Origin of the sequence: Povalibacter uvarum (assembly GCF_014202975.1) — a bacterium.
GTDB lineage: Bacteria > Pseudomonadota > Gammaproteobacteria > Steroidobacterales > Steroidobacteraceae > Steroidobacter > Steroidobacter uvarum.
This window is the reverse complement of sequence record NZ_JACHHZ010000001.1, coordinates 1-20,205: the sequence shown is the minus strand read 5'-3', so window position 1 is coordinate 20,205 and position 20,205 is coordinate 1. Positions and strand designations below refer to the sequence as shown.

Genomic DNA, 20,205 nt, shown 5'->3' with positions numbered 1-20,205 from the left:
GACCTCGTTGTGCGGGCGGTTCAGGTTACGGACTCGATCTGGCCGAGGGCGACGTTCGGATAGACCTCGCTGGTCTGCGCGTCCTGCACGGTCAGCCGCGGCAGCCCTTCGGCAAGCGTGAGGCGCTGCACGCGGCCAGTCACCAGGCGGCCGTCGTCGAGCCGCAGCGTCACCGTGCGATTGATGAGCCCGACCGACTGGTTCATCGCCTGCAGGGTCAGCAGCTGATCGATGCTTTCGTTGAGCCGTTGGGAGGAGTCCAGCGCGGCGAACTGCGCGATCTGGCCCATGAAGTCCTTGTTGTCCATCGGCTTGAATGGGTTCTGGTGCGTCAGCTCCGTGAGCAGCACACGCAGCAGATCATCCAGTCGCAAGCTCTGCGCTGCGGCCGTCAGATTGGCGGCCTCGGTGGGTGTAATGGCCATGATGTTTCGCTCGTGTCCTGGTCGTTGCAGACGTATCTGTCGTCAGCACCTGATGAGTGGTGCGGGAAAAGGCGGCGCATCGCGGGTCCGATACAGAGTTCTGCCGTTCACCATCAAAAGACGTAGTCCGTCGCGCCGACCGGTCAAATCCTGCGCAACAACGAACGCGGCCTGCAGCGCCGCCTGTGGATCGAGTTTCGCGTCACGCACAACGATGCCCACTTCTTTCTCGCGCACGACGACGCTCACGGACCCTTCGCTCCCCGCCCCCGATCCCGCCGCGTCGGCGTGCTCCGGGGCTGCAGCACGCTGCGGCCGGGATACCTCGTCGGACTGAGCCTCCTGAGTGAAAAGTGGAGCATCGAAAAGCGCCGCCCATTGATCGCGTTGTTCTTCACTGAAGCGGGCATGCCGCGCATCGGCTCCGACCACGCACGTCTCGCGTCCGAGCGCGCTCAGGACGGATGCCAACTGAGCGCCGCCGCTCATTCGCGCCTCCAGACGTGGCGCTGGAGCCAGAGGTCGTCGACGCGGTTCATGTCGACGCTTCGCTGTCGCGACTCCGCATTCCCAGCCTCGACGCGCAACGCCTCATCGATCGATCGCTGTCCGCCGCGCAGGCGGGCAAGCACAGCCAGCGCCTCATCCTCGCGGCGCTCGGCTTCCGCAAGCAACGCTTGTCGTTCCCGCAGCAGTCCTTGCCCGGCGCGATACGCACGCTGCAGCGACTCAACCAGCACTGGGTCCAGCCGTTCGCGCGACATCGTCGCTCGCAGATGCATCGCCGCTTCGTCGCTCTGCTGGTGCAGCTCGTGCGTGCCCTGCTGCAGCGACTGGCGGGCTTGCACGACGTGCGCAACAGTCACCGCCGCTTCGAGGACTTCGAACTCCTTCATGGCGCGCAACGCTCGCAGTGCTTTCCGCTCATTGCTCATCGTCCTTCCCCAGGCCGGCAGCCAATTCGCGCATCTGCGCCAGCGCGCGCTCGCGCGGAACTTGATGATCCTGCGCTTGCGAGAAGAAGGTGCGAATGCGAGGCGCCGCCTGTACCGCGCGATCGAGCGCCACGCTCACCCCCGGCTTGTATGCGCCGATTTCGATGAGCTGGCGATTGCGCTCGAACAGCGCGCACGTGGACAGCAGGCGCCGTGCACAAGCGACATCGTCCGGCGCTGCCACGACGGTCTGGAGCCGGCTCACGCTCCTTAGAACATCGACGGCCGGGTACTGCGCCGAGTTAGCCAAGTCGCGTGACAGTACGATGTGCCCATCGAGCGTTGCTCGCAGCGCGTCCGAGACAGGCTCGTTTAGATCGTCGCCGTCGACCAGTACCGTATAGATGCCGGTGATCGCGCCCGCGCCCGCACCAGGTCCGCTGCGCTCGCAAAGTTGCGGCAGCTCAGCGAATGTGGAAGGCGTGTAGCCGCGCGTCGTAGGAGGCTCGCCGGCTGCAAGCCCGATTTCCCGCCGCGCCATGGCGAAGCGGGTCAGCGAGTCCATCATCAGGAGCACATCTTCGCCGGCGTCGCGAAAGAACTCGGCGATGACCGTCGCCGCATACGCTGCCTTCGTTCGCACGACGGCGGGCTCGTCGGCGGTCGCGACGACAATCACGGAGCGCCGCAGACCCTGCTCGCCCAGCGAATCCTCGATGAACTCGCGCACTTCCCGCGAACGCTCGCCAATGAGCGCAACCACGTTGACGGAGGATCTCGCACTACGGGCCATCATCCCCAGAAGCGAGCTCTTGCCGACACCGCTGCCGGCGAACAGACCAACGCGTTGGCCGCGCGCGAGCGTCAGCATCGAATCGATCACCTTGACACCGGTCTCGAACACCGCCGCGACGCGTTTACGGTCCATCGCTCTGGGCGGCGCCGCCCGTAAGGGGCGCTGCTCGCGCAAGTACAATGGTGGACCGCCGTCGACGCTACGGCCAAATGCATCGATGACGCGGCCCAGCAGCTCGCGCCCGACGGGAACGGACGGCATCGCGTCCACGGCCATGACGCGATCGCCCGGCGCAACGCCGTCGGTCTCGGCAAATGGCGTCAGCCAGGTGACGCCGTCCGCGAAACCCGCGACCTCCGCCTCCAGTGGTGCTCCCGAACTTCGGTCGATCCGACAGCGCTCACCGATCTGTGCTGACGGGCCGATCGACTCGAGAATATGCCCGCGCACGGCGACGATGCGCCCGATGCGCTGAACCAACGCGCTCTTCTCGAGCGCCTCGGCGAGCGCTTGCACAGCGCTCACTGCGTCGCTCCGCTTGCGACCAGTACTGCATGGAGGCGCCGCAACTGGCCCTCGAGACTGCCGTCATACTCGCCCGAGCGCGCTTTGATCACGCAACCGCCAAGATCGAGCGCGTCGTCCGGCTCGATAGTGAGCCGCAACTCGCCGATGCGCAGCTCCGGGTCCGAAGAGAGCTCGCCAATCAGATCGCGCAGCGTTGCGACGTCGCGTGAGTGAAGGCGCGCCGTCGCTGATGACTCGCCGCGCAGCTCCGCACACACCTGACGCGCGACTCCCAGCACAAAAGCCGGCATCAATGCACTTCGGCCCGCGACTCGGCATACGGCGATCCAGGTCAACTCGCCGACGGCGGATTCGAGGCTCGCAAGCGCAAGCCCATGCGCGCGTTCGATGGCCGCGAGCGCGCTCGACACTCGTTCCGTGAGTTCCGCACGGGCGCTCGTCAGCTCTTCCGCAGCCTGTGCGCGCGCGTTATTGAGGGCTTCGGCATGACCGTCGCTTCGGCCGCGCTCGCGCTCGGCTTCGTATACGGATTCTGCGTGCGCTGCGATCTCCGCGCGAACCTGAGCATCGATCTCAACACGCAACGACGCCTCGGGCGACGGCGCAGGCTCACCCGGCTGCGAGGCGGCAGCGGCGTGAGCCGAGCGCGCTTCACTGAGTCGCACGCGACGCGCCCCGATCCTGCCGGGCCGAATCAGCGCGCCCACGCCAGAATCCTCTGCGTGCGACGGCGAAGCGTTGCGATCCATTGCACCCATGGGTCAGAGCGGCGCGCGCATGCGGGCAGCGTGCGCGACTCCGCGACGATGCGGGCGCAGAGGGCTTTCATGACTGCAGGGGCGAGCGGCATGAGTCGGCCGCGCAGTCGGGATTGCAGGGCGATGCGCCGCTGCGACGGCATGAAGTCCAGCACGCGCTCCTTCCATGGCCAGCTCGCTGCATTCATGAGATGCGCCGCCGTGCTCGTCGAGCATCGCTCCAGACAGCGCGCGACGATCTCCGGGTCCATCGCCTCGACGTCTTGCTGCGCCGAGCGAAGATCCGCGTTTTCTGCCTCGCTGCTCAACTGCGCACCCAGTGTGGGCGACACACAGAGCGTCGCGAGCTCCTGCAGCAGCGGCACGATGAGCTCCGTTTCATCAGGCGAGAGCCGCGCAATGACCTGCTCGCGCGTCCTCGCATCGAGACTGTGCAGCAGCAGGGCGGCGCGGCGCAATGCGGCTTCAGGGGCGCTCACGCACGTCCCTCGCTTGCATCCAATCGCGCACCTTTCTGGTCAGCGCATCGAGTTCGGCATCGCGCGCCGCGCTAGCGTCCCCGTCGCGCGGGCGCTCTTGAGGCGCAGCTTGCAACCGGGTCCACGCGACGACGGCAGCAGCAGTTGCGAGTAGCAGAATCCCGAAGACCCACCATTGGACTACGAGTGACGACGTGCTGGCCGCCGACGGCTCTCCCGTCGTCGCCGGCTCACCGCGCATCGGACCTTCCACGTCAATCTCTTCCACGCTCTGCGCTCGTGGAATCAGCAGTACCGTGACTGCATCGCCCCGTGCGACGTCGAGGCCGATCGCCGCCGACACGACGCGGGCGATGGCATCCTCGGTAAGCCCAGCGGGCGCACCTTGCAACACCACTGACACGCTCAGGCGCTTGATCGATCCGGGCGCGGTCAACATCTGCTCCGTGCGCCGTCCCACCGCGTACTCGTGCTCCCACTCCGTGCTGTCCTCGCCGCCGCTGGCGTCGCTGTCGACAGGGGCATAGCCTGCAGCGCCACCGCGCTGCGCCTGTCGCTCCTTGACGAGCACGCCCGCCGGCCGATCCGCGCCATCGCCGCCTTCGGCGGAGAGTGGCTGATCGGTGGTTACGCGAATCTGCCGATCATCGAGCAAGGCGTCCACCGAGATCGACGCCGTTCCCCGTGGCGCAACCTCCAGCAACAGGCGCTGCAGCTTGCCTTCAAAGTAGCGATCGACTTCGCGCTTGATGTCGAGTTGCGCGGATGACGGTTCGTCGTCGGAGCGTGTAGCGCGAGTCAGCGCTGCGCCCGACTCATCGAGCACGATTACGTCGTCCAGTCTGATTTGCGGAACGGCGGCCGCAACCAGACGCTGGATGCCGCGCACCTGTGAGCTCGACAGCTGTATGCCTGGCTGCAGGGCGACGCTGACCGCAGCTGTGGCCCGCGCCGCCTCTCGCTTGAACAAGCCGCTCTCCGCCAGGGTCACGTGCACACGTGCGCCGCGCACGCCTTCGATCGTCTGAATCGTTCGTGTCAGCTCGCCCTGCAGCGCACGCTGGTAGTTGATGCGTTGTGCAAAGTCCGTGGTAGAGAAATCGCTTTCCTCGAACAGCTCCAGCCCGACACCCGGCGGCGCCTCGACCCCGCGGCCCGCGGCTGCGGCTCGTGCGCGACCGAGCTCGGACCGGCGCACTTCCACCGCATCCCCCTCCTCACCGATGCGATGGGAAATCTTCAGGCCATCGAGTCGATGCGACAGCTCATTGACCTGCTCGGCGCGCAGCCCGGAATGCAGCACGACGTATGAATCATGCAGCAGCAGCCAGGCGACGCCGCCTGCCGCGAGCGCTGCGATCGCAATCGCCCCAACGATCAATCCCGTGCGCCGCTGCGGATTCAGCGCGCGCCAGTAGTCCGAGAGCATCATGGGTCGATCACATCTGCATGCGTGTCAGGTCGAGGAAGGACTCAACCAGGCGATTGCGCACCTGTACGAACATCTGCACGCTGAGCCGCGCCTGCTCGAGATCGATCATTACTTCGTGGAGCTGCACCGGCTTGCCGGCCGCAAGGTTGTTCATCGCCGTTTCCGCGGCGCGCACGCTCGCATTCACCTCACCAAGCCCCGTCTGAAGCAAGCGCGCAAACCCATCGCCCGCAGGTGGCGAGGCGTGTAGATCGGCAGGTGCGGGTGCTTCCCAACTCACCGCAGCGACTGCTTTGATCGCCGTCATCGATCCAATATCCCATTCCATCATCGACTCCCGATTTCCAGGGCCTTCGCGGCCAGCGTCTTCATCGCCTGCAACACCGCAAGGTTCGCTTCGTAAGCGCGCAGCGCGCTCATCACGGTCAGCATCTCGCGTGTGTGATCAATCATGGGAAAGGCGACCATGCCGTGCTCATCGGCGTGCGGATGCCCGGGCTCATACACGGTGCGCACGCCCGATCCCGCCTGCGGAGCGAGCGATGCCCGCGCGATGACACGCCCGCGCTCATGCAAGCTCAGTGCACCGGCAAACGACTTCGGTGTGGCGCGGATGACAGCGGCAACTGGCCGATAGCCTTCCGCGCCTGGCGGGCTGCTCGTGTTCATGTTGGCGAGGTTCAGCGCGGCGGCTTCGAGCCTCGCCTTCTGCGCTGACATGCCGGCAGCGCTGACCTCGATCGCGGTGACGTAGCTCATGTCAGGCGCGCGTCGGGTTGGCGATCGTCGCAAGCAGCGAGAAGTAGCGGCTCAGCGAGCTCGCCATCGCCTGGTACTGCATCGATGTCGAGGCGAGTTGCGCCAGGTCATCCTCGATCGATGGCGTTGTTTCCGCGAGATCAGGCCCAACCCGCACCGCGTCTGCGCGCCGCAGCGCCGAGTCGAACTGCACCCGCATGCGTTGATACCCCTCGGTATCGCGATTGGCCACGTTGCTCGCGATCACGTCGAGTTGCAGCGCTCGCAGCGACATCGCCTCCGACACGCGTTCGATGGTGGCTGCTTGAAACCCGCCCATGACTGATTCCTCCGGTAAAGTTGCATTCATTGCACCACCAACTCGGCGTGCAGAGCGCCTGCGGCCTTGAGCGCCTTGAGAACGGAAACGACGTCGCGCGCGCTGATCCCAAGACGCCCGAGCGCCTGGATCAGATCGGCAATCGTGCCGCCAGGTTGAGTCACGAGCGCGCCGCCCTGTTCCTGCAGATCGATGCGGGAGTTCGTCACGACCTGCGTGCGAATCGACGCCGAGGGATCCAGCAGCAACGTGGGCTGCGAGACCGCATTGTCCGTGATGATCGAGATCCGTAGATCGCCATACGAGATCGCCGCCGGTGCAATGCGCACGTCGACTCCGGAAACGACCGTTCCCGTCCGCTCGTTAACGACAACGCGCGCGCGGAAATCCGGTGCGATCTCCAGCGCTTCGATCGTGCGAATGAGATCGACGAATCGACTGCGATAAGCTGCCGGCGAGCGCACCTCCACCGCATCGGGGTTACGCGCGTATGCACTTCCTGCGCCGAGCGCTGCGTTGATCGCATCAGCCACTCGCGCTGCATTGGTGTAGTCGGGCTCGATAAGCGACACGAAGAATGCGCCATCATCGGCAGGTGAAGGCGCGGGCGGTGCAACCTCGACCAGGCCGCCGCCCGGAATCGTGCCCACTGTCGGATGATTCTTCTGACCGACGCTGCCGTTGGCCTCGAAGCGATAGCCGCCCACGGTGAGCGGCCCTTGCGCCAGCACATACGTGAGCCGATTCGGACCTTTGAGCGGCGTGAGCAACAGGCTCCCGCCCTCCAGGCTGCGCGCATCGCCCAGCGAGGTGACCGTCACATCAATCGCGGCGCCTGGCCGAACGAAGTTCGGCAGATGAGCGCTGACCAGCACGACCGCGACGTTGCGACTCGAGATCGTCTCGGGCGGCAGAGTCAAAGCAAATTCCGCGAGCAGATTCGACAAGGTCTGCCGCGTGGCGCGATTACTGGCCGAATCGCCAGTGCCTGCGAGGCCGCTGACGATGCCGTATCCGACGAGGGCGTGCGTGCGACTGCCCTCCACTCTGGCAATGTCCTTGATCCGAGCGCCGGACGACGCCACCGCAGGCGAGGCGAGGATTAGCGCGAGCATGGGGAGCACGGCCGTCTTCACGTTCAGAATCCCAGCAGCGAGAAGAAGCGAGCAAGCCAGCCCGGCCTGCTCTGCTCGGTGACGAACCCTTCACCATCGAACTCGATCTGCGCCTGCGCCACGCGGCTCGACAGCACCGTGTTGTCGGCGGCGACGTCGCGCGGCCGCACTACTCCCTGCAGAGCGATGACCTGCTCTTCGCCGTTGATCTTCAGGCGCTGCGCGCCAGAGACTTGGAGATCGCCCGCAGGCGTCACGCCCGTAACGGTCACAGACAGTTGCGCGAGCAGGCGACCGCTGCGCTGCGTTCGTCCCGCGCCATCGCTCGCCGTATCCGTTCCCGCGCGCGCCAGATGTTCGCCGCCCATGGTGGAGTCGATCTGCGCACCGACAGAGAAGTTTCGCTCGCCGCGCAGATCCGCCGACGAAGAAGCGCTGGCCGCTTCCTGCACGATGATGGTCAGTACGTCGCCGATCCGGAACGCTTTGATCTCCGCGGCCAGCGATCGATACGAAGCGGCGTCCAGAAGCGAGTCAGTCTCCTGCTGTTGGGCAGTGCCCACCTTGGCGGCAAGCAGCGCTATCAACACCGATACAGCATGCGGTATGCATCGACCTGCCCTCATCGCGCGCTCTCCACTTCTGCTTCACCCCGCGCGGTGACGCGGGCGCGAAGCGTGCGCGACGGCCTGTCGAGGCGTACGTCGGTAACTTCGCCGACATGCGCGTCGACCAGTGCGGTTGCGAGCGTCGTGATCCTTACGCCGCCGCTGCGCACTCCTAGACTTACTGCCTCGCCCGCCGCTACGTCCGGCGCTGCGCCGATATCTCCGCTGCGGACTACGTCGCCCGCTGCAAGATCGCGCAGCGCGACAACCCCCGAATCACAAGGAACGGCGAGCAACGCGTCTCGATATCGCGAAAACTCGCGCCGCTCGCGACCCACGCTGTCGCAAGTGACGATCGAGCCTTTGCGCATACGCCGTCGCGCCACAGTCGCATCGCGCAGCAGCGTCGCAGTGAGCGTGGCCCGAAGTACAGGTTCGACATTCGCCGACTCAGGTGTGTGCAAGGAGATCCTGAACGGCGGCGCGGCTGCGGCCAACTCGTCGAACGCCGCCAGCTCAGCCGCGAGCGTTTCCCTTTCCCGCAACTGGCCCGACAGGGTCAGGAGCACGCGTCGGCGGTCGATCGATACGTCGCTTGCTGCCAGGCGCTCGTCAAGCAGATTGATGAGCGCACCCTTCAACGCCTCCTCGCTGTACGCGGGCACAATGACGCGCTCAGCGAGCGCACATGCATTTATGCCGAGCAGCACCGTCGCCAGCAGCCATCGAGGGCGCATCAGCCGCGCCTCAGGTTGTTGGTCATGCTCATGAGCTCATCGGCGGTCTGGAACACTCGCGAGTTCAGCTCATACACACGCTGCACCAGCATCAGCGTCACCAGCTCATCTGTCATGCGCACGTTCGAGCCTTCCAGGCTCCTCACGGCCAGCGGGGCCGCGCCGTCCTCTCCAGGCACGATGCGGGTCGGATCTGCATCGTCGGGCGCGGTGAAAATGCCCTCGCCGCGATACTGCAGCGCCTCCGCGTTCCGAAAGACCGCAAGTTCGATCTGGCCCAGCAGGGTGGGCGTCGTGTCGTCGGCGATGAGCGCCATCACACGCCCGTCCGCCAGGACTTCAATCGAGCTTGCGTCGGAGGGCGCGCGAATGTCCGCCTTGAGCACATGTCCGCTCGCCAGCACGAGGTCGCCATTGGCGCCTATCTTGAGCGCCCCGGTGCGGCTGTAGCCCGTACGTTGCCCCGGCAACGCAACCTCCAGAAAGCCGGGCCCAACGATAGCGATGTCGAGCGCCCGACCGGTTTCATGAACATCGCCCTGAGCAGTGTCCACACGTAGTACGCGCGACTCGTGAGCTTCAGGCGTGGCGACGGGCTCACCACGCGTGGCGCGTGGCGCACGATCGAGAATCGACGCGAAATCCACCGACTGCCGTTTGAAAGCGGTCGTGCTCACGTTCGCAAGATTGTTCGCCAGCGTATCGAGGCGCTCCTTTTGCGCCTGCAACCCGACCGCCGCCACCTGCAATGCATCGAACATGCGTCAGCCCTCGCCCAGCTTCTGGATCGCGCGCCCGAGCGCCTCGTCATAGCCCTGCAGCACGCGGCTCAGGCTTTCGTACTGTCGGGCGAGCGCCGTCACATCGATCATCTCGCGCGCGACGTCGGTGTTGGACGCCTCAAGGCTGCCAGTGCGGACTCGCACCATCTCCGGATCGGCGGCGAAGATGCCGTCCACGGCCCGGAGCAGCGCGCCAGACGAGGGCTCGATGGCCGAGCGGTCCGTCACGCCGAACAACTGCAGAGCACCGACGACCAACCCATCGTCGAGAATCTGTCCGCCGCTCTCGATCGTCACGTTGGTCGTGGGCAGATGGATATCCCCGGCGGTGCCGACGACGCGCAGGCCGCGCTCACCGACCAGTACTCCGCTTTCATCGAGCTGGAATGCGCCGCTGCGCGTGAGCCAGGTCTGTTCGCCGTCAGTGAGCGCGAAGAAGAGATCGTCAGCATCGATCGCGACATCGAGCGCGCGGCCGGTGAGCGTCGTTGATGCGGGTCGCAGGTCGACGAGACGCGTCATCGAATGGGTCGACGCGGACAGCGCGACGTGTCCGGCTGCGTCCAAAGCGGCTTGGGCACGCGGCGGCGCGAACACAGCCGCGAAGTCCCGAGCGACTGCAACCTGACGTCGGTAACCTGGCAGGGTTGCGCTCGCGGCGTTCACGCTGATTGCTTGCAGGCGTTCCTGTACCTGGAGCATGCCGATGGCGGCAATGTGGGCAATGTCGCTCATGAGGCGCCTTGTGAAGAGTTATCGGAGCGGGCGGGGGAGCCCGGCGCATCAGTGGCGGCAAAGGAGACCGATGCATAGGCGCGCAATTCGAAGCCGGACGCGACTTCGGCGAGCGAGATGATGCGTAGATACGGCGCTGCGCGCTCGCACAGATTACGCAGGTGACGCCTCAGGTCAGGCGTACAGAGCATGACCGGCGCGAGATTGCTCCGTACCATTTTCTCGGCCGCCGCGCTGATGCGCATGAGGACGGTGTCCAGTACGCGCGGGTCGTGGCGACGCGGTGCAACGCCGGGGGGTTGCGGCGTCGTCACGCTGATCAGACTGTCTTCGACGGCCGGATCGAGCGTCAGCACGTGCAGAGTGCGACGATCGGAACTCAGACTGTTGCATATGCTGACCGCCAGCCGCTGACGGACGACTTCGGTCAGCAGCACTGGATCCTTGCTTGCGCGCACGCCGTCGAGCAGCCCTTCGACGATCGCCTGCAGATTGCGCACCGGGACCTTTTCGCGCAGCAGGTTCTGCAGAACCTTCTGCACGTCGCTGAGCGAGAGCTGAGTCGGCACCAGCTCTTCAACGAGCCCCGGCTGCAGCTCGCGCACGCGGGCCAGCATGCGTTCGGCTTCTGCCCGCGTCAGCAGCTCGGCGGCGCGCTGCTTGATTACTTCGCACAAGTGAGTGAACAGCACAGTGGCAGGTTCGACCAGCGTGTAACGCGCCTTGCGCGCAGTCTCGAGATGCTCCGGTTCGATCCACAACGCCGGCAGGCCGTAAGTGGGCTCCCGTGTTTCGACTCCCGGTACCAGCGACAGGTCGCCGCCCGGATGAATCGCCAGCGTGCGCTCGACCTGCACGTAGCCGCCCGCTATGACGTCACCGAACAGACTGATCCGGTATTCCCCGGCGGCCAGCGCTGCATTCTCGCGGAAGCTGATGGGCGGGACGACGAGCCCGCTTTCCTGGGCGTGCTGAGTACGGAAGCTCCCCATGCGTTGGGTGAGTTCACCCTGCACGCCGCCTACGTGTGCCGTGAGCGCTGCGCCCATCGATACTTCCAGCGCATCGACGCTGAACACCGCGTAAGGATCGGCATTCAGATCGGTCGCCGCTCGCGCCGCGACTGGATTGGCCTCCTCGCTCGCTGCCCGCGCGATCGAGCGGCTCATGTATAGGAAGACGAGCGCGGCACTCGCGCCTACGATGAGCGGCGGCAGGAGCGGCATGCCCGGTAGCAGCCCGACACCGAGCAGCACAACGCCCAGCACTGCCAGCGCGCGTGGAAACGCCAGCAGCTGCCGGAACATTTCACTGCCCAGCTGACCGTCCGAGGACGACCGGGTCACGATCAGCCCGGTACCGACCGAGATCACGAGCGCAGGCACCTGCGTCACGATGCCGTCGCCAATCGTGAGCAGAGTGTAGTGCCGCATCGCCTCGCCCCACGGCATATCCTGCTGCAGGACGCCGATGATCAGTCCGCCGACGATGTTGATCAGCATGATGACGATGCCGGCGATGGCGTCGCCCTTGACGAACTTGCTGGCGCCGTCCATCGCGCCGTAGAACGCAGCTTCGCGCTCCAGGACTTTTCGCCGGCGCTTCGCCTCGTCCTGATCGATGAAGCCCATATTGAGATCCGCGTCGATGCTCATCTGCTGGCCCGGCATGCTGTCGAGCGTGAAGCGCGCCGCGACCTCGGAGACGCGTTGCGCACCGCTGGTCACAACGACGTACTGCACGACCACCAGAATGAGGAACACGATGAGCCCGATGACATAGTTCCCGCCCACGACATGCGTACCGACGGCAGCGATCACCTGTCCAGCATCGCCGTCCGTCAGGATGAGCCGCGTCGCGGAAACGTTCAGCGCAAGTCGAAACAGGGTTGCGATCAGCAGAATCGCTGGGAACGTCGAGAAATCGACCGGCCGCGGCGCGTAGAACGTCATCAGCAGCACGACCAGGGCAAGCGAGAAGTTCACGACCAGCAGGAAGTCGAGCAGTCCGGCCGGGATGGGCGTGAACAACACCAGCAGGATCGCGACGACCAGCGCGATCACCGCAAGATCGGTGTTGCGGGCAAAGATGCGTGCCAACGCGCTCAAGCCACACGCCCCTGCCCGCCGCGCGCCGCGTACACCCAACGCAGTATCCGGGCTACCTGATCGAAATGCTCTTCGGGCACGAAGACCTGCGAGTCGTGCAGCTTGAACAACGCACGCGCGAGCGACGGATGCTCGACGATGGGGACGGTTCGCCGCCGCGCTTCTTCACGCATGCGCTGCGCCAGATCGCCAGAGCCGCGTGCGGTGATCATCGGCGCGGGCATTTCTCCTTGCCGATATTCGAGTGCGATCGCGTAGTGGGTCGGGTTCGCGAGCAGCACATCGGCGGTGCGCACCCGGGAGAGCTGGCGTGCACGCTTGAACCATTCGATGCGCAGCTCGCGCAGGCGCGCCTTGATCCGCGGGTCCCCTTCGCGATGCTTGTGCTCGTCCTTGATCTCACGGCGCGACATGCGCATCTGGCGCAGGAACTCCGAACGATTGATGAGCCAGTCGAGCGCCGCAAACACCAGCATGATTCCGGCCAGCAATGCCAGCACCGAGGCGAGGAGCGCAAGGCCGCTGCGCGACATAGGCTGGGACGCTTGCGCAGACAGGTGCAAGAGATCCTGAAGGTGATGGCGGCCCCACAAGGTCGTTGCGATGCCGACTACGATGAGTTTCGCGAGACTGCGCCACAGCTCGTGCAGCGTTTTCAGCGAAGCCAGCTTCTTCAGCCCGTTCGCCGGATTCACGCGGGTGAAGTCCGGCTTCAACGGATGAGACGAAAAAGTACCGCGCGCCTGCATGGCAGCGACAACGAAGGCTGCGATCCACACGCAGAACACCAGCGGCGCGAGTACGCTCAGCATCTGCCCGGCGAGCGATTCGCTGAGCGCGAGAGCTGATACATTGCTCATCTGCTCTCGCGAGGCGAACTGCAGCGCACGACCGAGCATTGCTGCTGTGGCGTCGAGGGTGCGCACGCCGAGTCCGTACACGCAGGCAACGCAGGCGAGCATCACGAAGGCAAAGGTCAGCTCGGCGCTGCGAAAGATCGATCCGCGCTCACGGGCTTTCTCGAGCTTGTACGGGGTCGCGGGTTCGTTGGCGTCCGCGTCGCTGCTCTGCTGCGGCATCAACACGCCCCTGATAAAGGGGCCAGACAGTTGAAGCCTCGCTGCAGCAACGGCCCCCACCCCACCACGGCGAGCGCGAGCACGAAGTAGCCGACGAGAACCTTGATGGGCATCGCGAGCACGAGCACGTTGATCTGGGGCATGTTGCGCGAAGCGACTCCGATAGCGGCGTCCGTCAGCAACAGCGCCATCACCACCGGCGCCGCAAGCGCGAACCCGAAGCTGAACATGGAACCGGCGGCGAGGAGCGGTTGCATGGGATCATCGAGCGTGGGAGCGACGCCGAGCGGGAACAGATCGAGCGATTGGGCAATGAACCGCGCGAGCTGCAAATGCGCATCACTGATGAAGAACACCACAGCGCCAACCAAGCTCGTCAGCGTTCCGAGAACGTTCGACTGCGTCCGCGAAACCGGATCGAAGATCGAACCGAGTGCGATGCCGACCTGCACGTCCATCAGGCGACCCGCGAGCGCGAGCGCAGCGAACAGCAGTTGCACGCCCAGGCCAAGCAGCGCACCGATAAATATCTCCGTTGCGATGGCCGCCGGCAGTGCGGCCGGATTGGCAGACGCAGTTGTCGCGAGATCAGCAGGCGGGCGCTGAGAAAACGTCAGCGCAGCGAGTGCAGTCACGAACGACATCCTGACCACGGCAGGTGTCCCGAAGGAAGCGAGCGGCGGCGTAAGCGCGAGCGCGACGGCGAGGCGTACTGCCAGCAAAGCCACTGACAGCATCCACGGCAGGACAGACTCATGGCTCATGGCTGATGCACGCTCACCGGGACGCGGCTACTGCGCGAGCCTCGCGAACATGGCGAGCGCGAATGCGGTCAGTTGCTCCAGCATCCACGGCGCGAGCCATGCGAGCACAATCGCGAAGACTATGATCTTCGGCACAAACGCGATCGAGGCGTCCTGAACCTGCGTGACGACTTGCAGCACGCCGGTGAGCACGCCCGTCAGGAGGATGACACCCAGCAACGGCAGGCTCAGGACCAACCCCATTCGCAACAGTTCGGACATCATCGCCAGCGCGTCGTCGCCGCTCATCGCAATACTCTCTTTATCTTCCCAACCCGCTCATCGCCTTGCGCAAGCCCGCCCGGGTCGCGGGCACGCTCAGTAAGGCCTATAAGGGGGCCTCTTACTCGCATAAGACGCGAGGTGGGGGATAAAGCGGACATCGGATGGCTGATGCGCTTTGAGCAGACAGCGAGCTGCCCGGCCGCTTCGACGCCATGTCCCCATGGCCGATGCGGTTCCGGCCCGCCGCGTCCCGGCCCTGCATTCGCGAGGCCGGGACGCACGAAGTGTCATTTCCTCTCGTATCGCGTAAAGACATAGTCCTTTGCTTTCACGATCGTGTGGCAGGCAGCCCCGCATTTCGCGCCGGTTCCATTGGGCGCGAATCCGTCGGTGGTTGCCTTGTAGTCGAAGAGACCGTATCCCCAACCACCACTACCGGCGAATCGCTTGCTGTCCTTGACCATGACCGCCACATCCTTCAGACGGTCAGGGATAGACACCTTGAATGGCGCTTCGGTACTTTTCTTCGGCGCGTACTGAATCTTCACGGCCTTGGCGCCGTCGGGAAACGATTGGCCGTTTCCCGGGATACCGGCAGCATACGCCTTGATCATCACTGGATTCGCGACGATGACGTTGAACGTCTCGTCGCCGCCCATTCCCTCTCCTCCGTCCGTGTGACTCACTGAGACCACTTCCCAGGTCTCGTAGCCTTTGAACTCCGACAGAGATACTCCATCCGGGATCCGCACTGCGTACTTGTCAGCCGCGGAAGCCGTGCCAGTCGAACCCACCAGTACGAGTATCGTCAGCATCACGCTGTAGATGGCCTTCATGAAAGTCTCCTGTGTTGTCTATTTCGAGCACCGCTGACTGAGGTGGATTCCGCGGCTGCGGAATCCACCCAGCACACAAGATGCAAGCTGTCCCGCTGTCTATCCGCGCAGCGACTTGAACCCAGCGCGAATCTCCTCGGAAAGAAGCTTCGGCTGTTCCCACGCAGCGAAGTGACCACCCTTGGCAGGCTTGTTGTAGTGAACAAGCTTGGGATACGCCTGCTCCGCCCAGCTTCTCGGCGCCTGGTACATCTCGGTCGGGAAGGCGCTTGCCGCCACTGGCACCTTCACGCCGCGTGGCTGGAAGAAGGCAAGCTTGTTCTCCCAGTACAGACGAGCGGCTGAGACTCCACTCTTCGTCAGCCAGAAGAGCGTGATGTTGTCGAGCACATCGTCCGGCGTGAGACCTTCCTTCACTCCATCGAAGCTGCGTGCGATCAGCTCCAGGCTGCGAGCGTCATGATCGAGCATGAACGTGGCGAGGCCGACGGGTGAGTCCGTCAATGCCGTCAGCGTCTGCGGGCGCGTGGCCATGAAGAAGCCGTAGTAAACGTTCTTGTAGAACGCACTCAGCATTTCGTAGCAGTGCTTCTCATCCGCGGAGAGTCCTGCTGGTACCGGCGCGCCCGCGAGCGCCGCAGCGTCGATCGCGGGCGGGATGACCTGAGGCATGTTGGTGTGAACGCCGAGCAATCCCTTCGGTGCCTGCGCACCCATCAGTTCGGCAACGATCGCGCCCCAGTCGCCGCCTTGCGTCACGTAGCTCGTGTAGCCGAGACGCTTCATCAACACGTCCCAGGCCCGAGCGATACGCTCAGGTCCCCAGCCGGTCGAGGTCGGCTTGGCGGAGAACCCGTACCCCGGAATCGACGGGATGACGACGTGGAAAGCATCGGCCGCCGTACCGCCATGCGCCGTCGGATTGGTCAGCGGCTCGATGAGCTTGAGCTGCTCGATGATGGAACCCGGCCAGCCGTGCGTGACGACGATCGGCAGCGCGTCGGCATGCTTCGAGCGCACATGGATGAAATGAATATCGAGGCCGTCGATCTCTGTGATGAAGTTGGGCACGGCATTGAGCCGGGCTTCTACCTTGCGCCAGTCGTACTCGGTTCCCCAGTACTTCACGAGCTTCTCCACCGTCGCGAGCGGCACGCCCTGTGAGAAATCCGTCACCGTCTCCTTCTCCGGCAAACGCGCTGCGGCGATACGCCTGCGCAGCTCCGTCAGATCGGCCTCAGGAAAATTCACACGGAACGGGCGAAGCGAACTGCTTTCGCCTCCTGCTGCTTTCGGATTTGCGCTCATGACCTCACTCCTGCTGGATGAAAAGATGCCGGGAAGAATCAGTGAACCTGCAGCAACCGATGCCGCTGCAGCTCCACAGAAGCGTCGGCGATCGAGACCCGGGGACTTCTGCATGACGACTCCTCGCGTTGCCGGATGGTTGAGGTGGAGGCGCGTGTATGGGGCCTCCACGCAGGCTGATCACATCAGCGGCGGGAGTTCGTGCGTATTGCACGATCGACTAGTGATCCGGCTACTGGTATCGAAGTCCGCGGATCGCATTTCGCGAAGCGCGACGACGATAGGTGTGTGCGTGAGTGATTGCCGCGAGATGCAGTGCGGCGGCCGGTCAGACGGACTACTCGTACCGTCGTCGTGAACTTTGGTTCAGCCGTACACCGGCAGCGTGAACTTCAGGATGGCGCCGCCCGGCACGTTCGCATCCGCCCACAGCCGACCGCCGTGGGCATCGATGATTGAGCGGCAGATCGACAGGCCGATTCCAACGCCCTCCGCCTTGGTCGTGTAGAAGGAATCGAATATTCGTTCGCGATCCTCGACCGCGATCCCCGGTCCGGAATCAGCGATTGCAACGACGAGTCCTTCGACAGGACTCATCTCCGTGCTGATGGTCATTTCGCGAACGTCGCTCGCATTCCCGACGATAGCTTCCATGGCATTGAGGATCAGATTCAGGATCACCTGCTGCAACTGCACCCGATCTGCGCGAACCAGCGGCATGTCGTCGTCGAGGTGCGTCTGAATGGTTACGCCATGCCTGGACAGCTCACCCCGGATCAGCGCAATGATCTCGACAATAGCGTCCTTGAGATCCACGCGCTCCATCCGTGGCGGCACCTTCTTCACCTGATCGCGGATCCCGCCGATGATGTCGCTCGCGCGGTACGTGTCGCCCACGACGCTTTCCAGCGCCTCTCTCACTTCGCTCAGATCGGGTGGATCCCGGCGCAGGAAGCGCAGCGCCGCATTCGCGTTGTTCCGCGCCGCACCGATCGGCTGATTCACTTCATGGGCGATGGAAGCTGCCAGCTGACCCATCGTTGCGAGGCGGTTCGCGTGGGCCAGCTCCGTCTGCAGGGACCGCAGCACATCTGCTGCCTGTCTGCGCTCCGTGAGGTCGATGACGAATGCCACGCCCTGATTGCCGCCCTCCTCGAACGTTGCCACACCGATCAAGACCGGGACGCGACTGCCGTCCTTGCGGAAGAATTCCTTCTCGAACGGCCGAAGGATGCCGGTCTGCTTCAGCGCAGGCAGCCACTGCTCCTCATCCCGATCGCGCCAATCCGGTGGCGTCAGATCCGTCCAGCGCATCGTGCTGGTAACGAGGTCCTCGCGTTCGTATCCCACCATGCGCAGGAAGGCGTCATTGGCTTCGATAATCCGCCCCTCCAGGTCCCAGATCATGATGCCGATGATGTTGGCATCCACGAGGCGGCGGATTCTGGCCTCGCGCTCGGCGAGATCGCGATAGAGCCGGGCATTCTCGATCGAGATGGCCACCTCTGAAGCCAACAGCTTGAGGATGGTCATGCGGGCCGGCGTGAACACGTGCGCCGTGAGATTGTTCTCGAGGTACAACATTCCGAGGAGTCGCGCCTGCTTGAGAATGGGCAGGCACAAGACAGAGCGAGCGCGGCGGTTCGCGATGTAGACGTCATCGGAGAATGCGCTGCGCCCGAAGGCATCCTGAAGCAGGACCGGCTCCTTGGTACGCAGTGCATACCTGAAGGCAGTCAGCGGAAGGTCGAGCTCTGTCACGGCACCCTGTCGAAGGGCGATTCGCACTGCGTTGCTCTCGGTCACTCCTTCGGCCTGGATCCGGTACTCGTCCGCCCTCGGCAGAATCAAAAGGCCGCGCTCGGCGCCCGCGTGCTCGATGGCGGTGCGCATTAGTGTATCGATCAGTTTCTCGAGGACGATTTCGCCCGAGACCGCCTCCGACACCTTGATCACCGTAGCAAGATCCAGGTGCTCGATGGGCGCGACCATCGTCGCCGTCGGCTCGGTGCCGGCCTTCTCGGCTTTCAGCTGCGGGAACTGCTGCTCCAGCTGCCGTACCTTCCCATCTGCACCCCAGCGCTGATAGCAATACCTTGCGTCACGCAGGTATGCCGTCGCGATCTTTTCGAAGCCACGGGACAGGTAGAAGCGACCGGCCAATTCGTTGGAGAACGCCTCATGGTGCACGAAGCCGTTCACACGGGCCGCGCGAATGGCCTTCTCGTAGAGATCCTGTGCCTCGAGCGTTCTGCCCTCGATCCGCGCCAGCTCCGCGCCCGCAATGGCGGCTCGATTCTCGAAGGTTGCCGGGTTGTGCTCCGCCCACACTGCAAGCTGCCTGTGGTGAGCGGCCAGCGCGGCGATATGTGTCGGCTTCAGCTCGTCAGGTGCGTCGTCCCAGGCTGCGGCATGCGCGAGCGCGCCGTACAACGGATGCTCTGCAGTTTCGAACTGGCCGGATGAAGTCCAGGCCAGCGGATCCGCATGCAGGGAGGCTTCAACCGCTGAGGCACGATCGCCGGCCAGGAAACGCGCCTGTGATTTCCGGGTCCAGTAGTAGAACTCTGCCAGCGCGAGATTGCGGTTGCTCGACAGGCGCCGTTCTGTCTCGACCTCAGTGTAGTCGTCGTAGTCCATCGACCCGAGTGCGGGGGTCAGTCCCCGCAGCGAGCGGATGAGTCCAAGCTGAGCTCCGCACAACTCCACGACGAGACCGAACCCATGTTGCTTCGCGAAGGCGAGACCCTTTTCGCATTCCGACTGCACTTCGGGGAGCGGGTCGCCCACTGCCAGATAATTCGTGACGATCTGATCCCAGCTGTACGAGGCAAACGTCAGATCTCCCACGCGATATGCGGCATCGAAGGCACGTCGGATGAGATCGCGTCCGGCGGCCACGTGCTTCACCCACGGAAGCACGGTGCATCCGACATTCATGTAGGTTCGGGCCTGGTAGCGCGTCAGACCGCGTTTCTCGACCAAGTCATAGCCCAGTTGCCCGAACCGGAAAGCATCCTTGTAGTTGTTGAATCGTGGGCCACCGAACATGGCGAGCCACACATAGCCGAAACACGAACCGTCGCAATTGCCGTGCTCCAGGCTCAGCGTCACCAGACGGCAGACCACGAGCGTCGACAGGTTCTCATCGAACATCAACGATGGCGTGACGATCTCGGTCGTGACATCCATCGTATCGAGAATCTCGGGGTCCGTGATCAGCGGCAAGTCAATCAAGTCTTCGATCTGCCGCTCGCCGAGCAAAGTCCAGATCCGTTGGTACTCGCGCTGCACGTCTTCACGGCTCGGATGATTCGACCACACTGTTCCGTCGCGCCGGAGCCGTAAGCTCCCCCGCCTCGGACACAGCTGAATAGTAGACTCTTCCGGCGAACCGGGAGAGTGTCATGAGGAAATCGAGGTTCACGGAATCGCAGA

22 protein-coding genes are annotated in these 20,205 nt (G+C 64.3%); all 22 read right to left on the bottom strand.

The window, feature by feature from the left end; translation table 11 throughout:
• Positions 1-20: 20 nt before the first annotated feature.
• Positions 21-425, bottom strand: a complete 405-nt coding sequence (locus HNQ60_RS00110; protein WP_184328993.1) for a flagellar hook capping FlgD N-terminal domain-containing protein — start codon at positions 423-425, stop codon at positions 21-23.
• Between the two features lie 42 nt (positions 426-467).
• Positions 468-674 (bottom strand): hypothetical protein, encoded by a 207-nt coding sequence (locus tag HNQ60_RS00105; RefSeq protein WP_184328992.1) that lies wholly within the window; start codon positions 672-674, stop codon positions 468-470.
• A gap of 236 nt (positions 675-910) precedes the next feature.
• Complete coding sequence (locus tag HNQ60_RS00100; RefSeq protein WP_184328991.1) at positions 911-1,360, bottom strand: hypothetical protein; 450 nt, start codon at positions 1,358-1,360, stop codon at positions 911-913.
• Complete coding sequence (locus HNQ60_RS00095) at positions 1,350-2,681, bottom strand: FliI/YscN family ATPase (RefSeq protein WP_184328990.1); 1,332 nt, start codon at positions 2,679-2,681, stop codon at positions 1,350-1,352. The genes HNQ60_RS00100 and HNQ60_RS00095 overlap by 11 nt, the downstream gene beginning before the upstream one ends.
• On the bottom strand, positions 2,678-3,391 hold the full coding sequence (locus tag HNQ60_RS00090; protein ID WP_184328989.1) for a FliH/SctL family protein: 714 nt from the start codon (positions 3,389-3,391) through the stop codon (positions 2,678-2,680). The genes HNQ60_RS00095 and HNQ60_RS00090 overlap by 4 nt, the downstream gene beginning before the upstream one ends.
• Complete coding sequence (locus HNQ60_RS00085; RefSeq protein ID WP_184328988.1) at positions 3,379-3,921, bottom strand: hypothetical protein; 543 nt, start codon at positions 3,919-3,921, stop codon at positions 3,379-3,381. The genes HNQ60_RS00090 and HNQ60_RS00085 overlap by 13 nt, the downstream gene beginning before the upstream one ends.
• A complete protein-coding gene (fliF, locus tag HNQ60_RS00080; RefSeq protein ID WP_184328987.1) occupies positions 3,908-5,353 on the bottom strand; it encodes a flagellar basal-body MS-ring/collar protein FliF in 1,446 nt (481 codons plus the stop codon). The genes HNQ60_RS00085 and fliF overlap by 14 nt, the downstream gene beginning before the upstream one ends.
• A 7-nt stretch (positions 5,354-5,360) precedes the next feature.
• The gene (gene fliE / locus HNQ60_RS00075) at positions 5,361-5,660 is read right to left on the bottom strand and encodes a flagellar hook-basal body complex protein FliE (RefSeq protein ID WP_184328986.1); all 300 of its coding nucleotides are present in this window, start codon (positions 5,658-5,660) and stop codon (positions 5,361-5,363) included.
• 20 nt (positions 5,661-5,680) lie between these two features.
• Positions 5,681-6,112, bottom strand: a complete 432-nt coding sequence (gene flgC, locus HNQ60_RS00070; RefSeq protein WP_184328985.1) for a flagellar basal body rod protein FlgC — start codon at positions 6,110-6,112, stop codon at positions 5,681-5,683.
• 1 nt (position 6,113) lies between these two features.
• A complete protein-coding gene (locus tag HNQ60_RS00065) occupies positions 6,114-6,431 on the bottom strand; it encodes a flagellar basal body rod protein FlgB (protein ID WP_184328984.1) in 318 nt (105 codons plus the stop codon).
• Positions 6,432-6,457: 26 nt separating this feature from the next.
• Positions 6,458-7,546, bottom strand: coding sequence for a flagellar basal body P-ring protein FlgI (locus HNQ60_RS00060; RefSeq protein ID WP_184328983.1), 1,089 nt, complete (start codon positions 7,544-7,546; stop codon positions 6,458-6,460).
• Between the two features lie 23 nt (positions 7,547-7,569).
• Entirely contained in the window at positions 7,570-8,172 is a 603-nt protein-coding gene (locus HNQ60_RS00055) for a flagellar basal body L-ring protein FlgH (protein ID WP_184328982.1), read from the bottom strand.
• Positions 8,169-8,891 carry a flagellar basal body P-ring formation chaperone FlgA gene (flgA, locus tag HNQ60_RS00050; protein WP_184328981.1) on the bottom strand — a complete coding sequence of 241 codons (723 nt, stop codon included), beginning with the start codon at positions 8,889-8,891 and terminating at the stop codon, positions 8,169-8,171. The genes HNQ60_RS00055 and flgA overlap by 4 nt, the downstream gene beginning before the upstream one ends.
• Positions 8,891-9,652 carry a flagellar hook-basal body protein gene (locus HNQ60_RS00045; RefSeq protein WP_184328980.1) on the bottom strand — a complete coding sequence of 254 codons (762 nt, stop codon included), beginning with the start codon at positions 9,650-9,652 and terminating at the stop codon, positions 8,891-8,893. Before HNQ60_RS00045 ends, flgA begins: the two co-directional genes overlap by 1 nt.
• 3 nt (positions 9,653-9,655) lie before the next feature.
• Positions 9,656-10,408 carry a flagellar hook-basal body protein gene (locus tag HNQ60_RS00040; protein ID WP_184328979.1) on the bottom strand — a complete coding sequence of 251 codons (753 nt, stop codon included), beginning with the start codon at positions 10,406-10,408 and terminating at the stop codon, positions 9,656-9,658.
• Positions 10,405-12,516, bottom strand: a complete 2,112-nt coding sequence (locus HNQ60_RS00035) for a flagellar biosynthesis protein FlhA (RefSeq protein ID WP_184328978.1) — start codon at positions 12,514-12,516, stop codon at positions 10,405-10,407. The genes HNQ60_RS00040 and HNQ60_RS00035 overlap by 4 nt, the downstream gene beginning before the upstream one ends.
• Positions 12,513-13,595 carry an EscU/YscU/HrcU family type III secretion system export apparatus switch protein gene (locus HNQ60_RS00030; RefSeq protein WP_184328977.1) on the bottom strand — a complete coding sequence of 361 codons (1,083 nt, stop codon included), beginning with the start codon at positions 13,593-13,595 and terminating at the stop codon, positions 12,513-12,515. The genes HNQ60_RS00035 and HNQ60_RS00030 overlap by 4 nt, the downstream gene beginning before the upstream one ends.
• Positions 13,595-14,359, bottom strand: coding sequence for a flagellar biosynthetic protein FliR (locus HNQ60_RS00025; protein WP_184328976.1), 765 nt, complete (start codon positions 14,357-14,359; stop codon positions 13,595-13,597). Before HNQ60_RS00025 ends, HNQ60_RS00030 begins: the two co-directional genes overlap by 1 nt.
• Positions 14,360-14,386: 27 nt before the next feature.
• Positions 14,387-14,647, bottom strand: coding sequence for a flagellar biosynthetic protein FliQ (locus tag HNQ60_RS00020; protein ID WP_184328975.1), 261 nt, complete (start codon positions 14,645-14,647; stop codon positions 14,387-14,389).
• Positions 14,648-14,910: 263 nt separating this feature from the next.
• Positions 14,911-15,459 carry a cytochrome P460 family protein gene (locus HNQ60_RS00015; protein ID WP_184328974.1) on the bottom strand — a complete coding sequence of 183 codons (549 nt, stop codon included), beginning with the start codon at positions 15,457-15,459 and terminating at the stop codon, positions 14,911-14,913.
• Positions 15,460-15,558: 99 nt separating this feature from the next.
• Complete coding sequence (locus HNQ60_RS00010) at positions 15,559-16,881, bottom strand: epoxide hydrolase family protein (protein ID WP_184328973.1); 1,323 nt, start codon at positions 16,879-16,881, stop codon at positions 15,559-15,561.
• Positions 16,882-17,133: 252 nt separating this feature from the next.
• Entirely contained in the window at positions 17,134-20,091 is a 2,958-nt protein-coding gene (locus HNQ60_RS28000; protein ID WP_184328972.1) for a GAF domain-containing sensor histidine kinase, read from the bottom strand.
• Between the last annotated feature and the right edge of the window lie 114 nt (positions 20,092-20,205).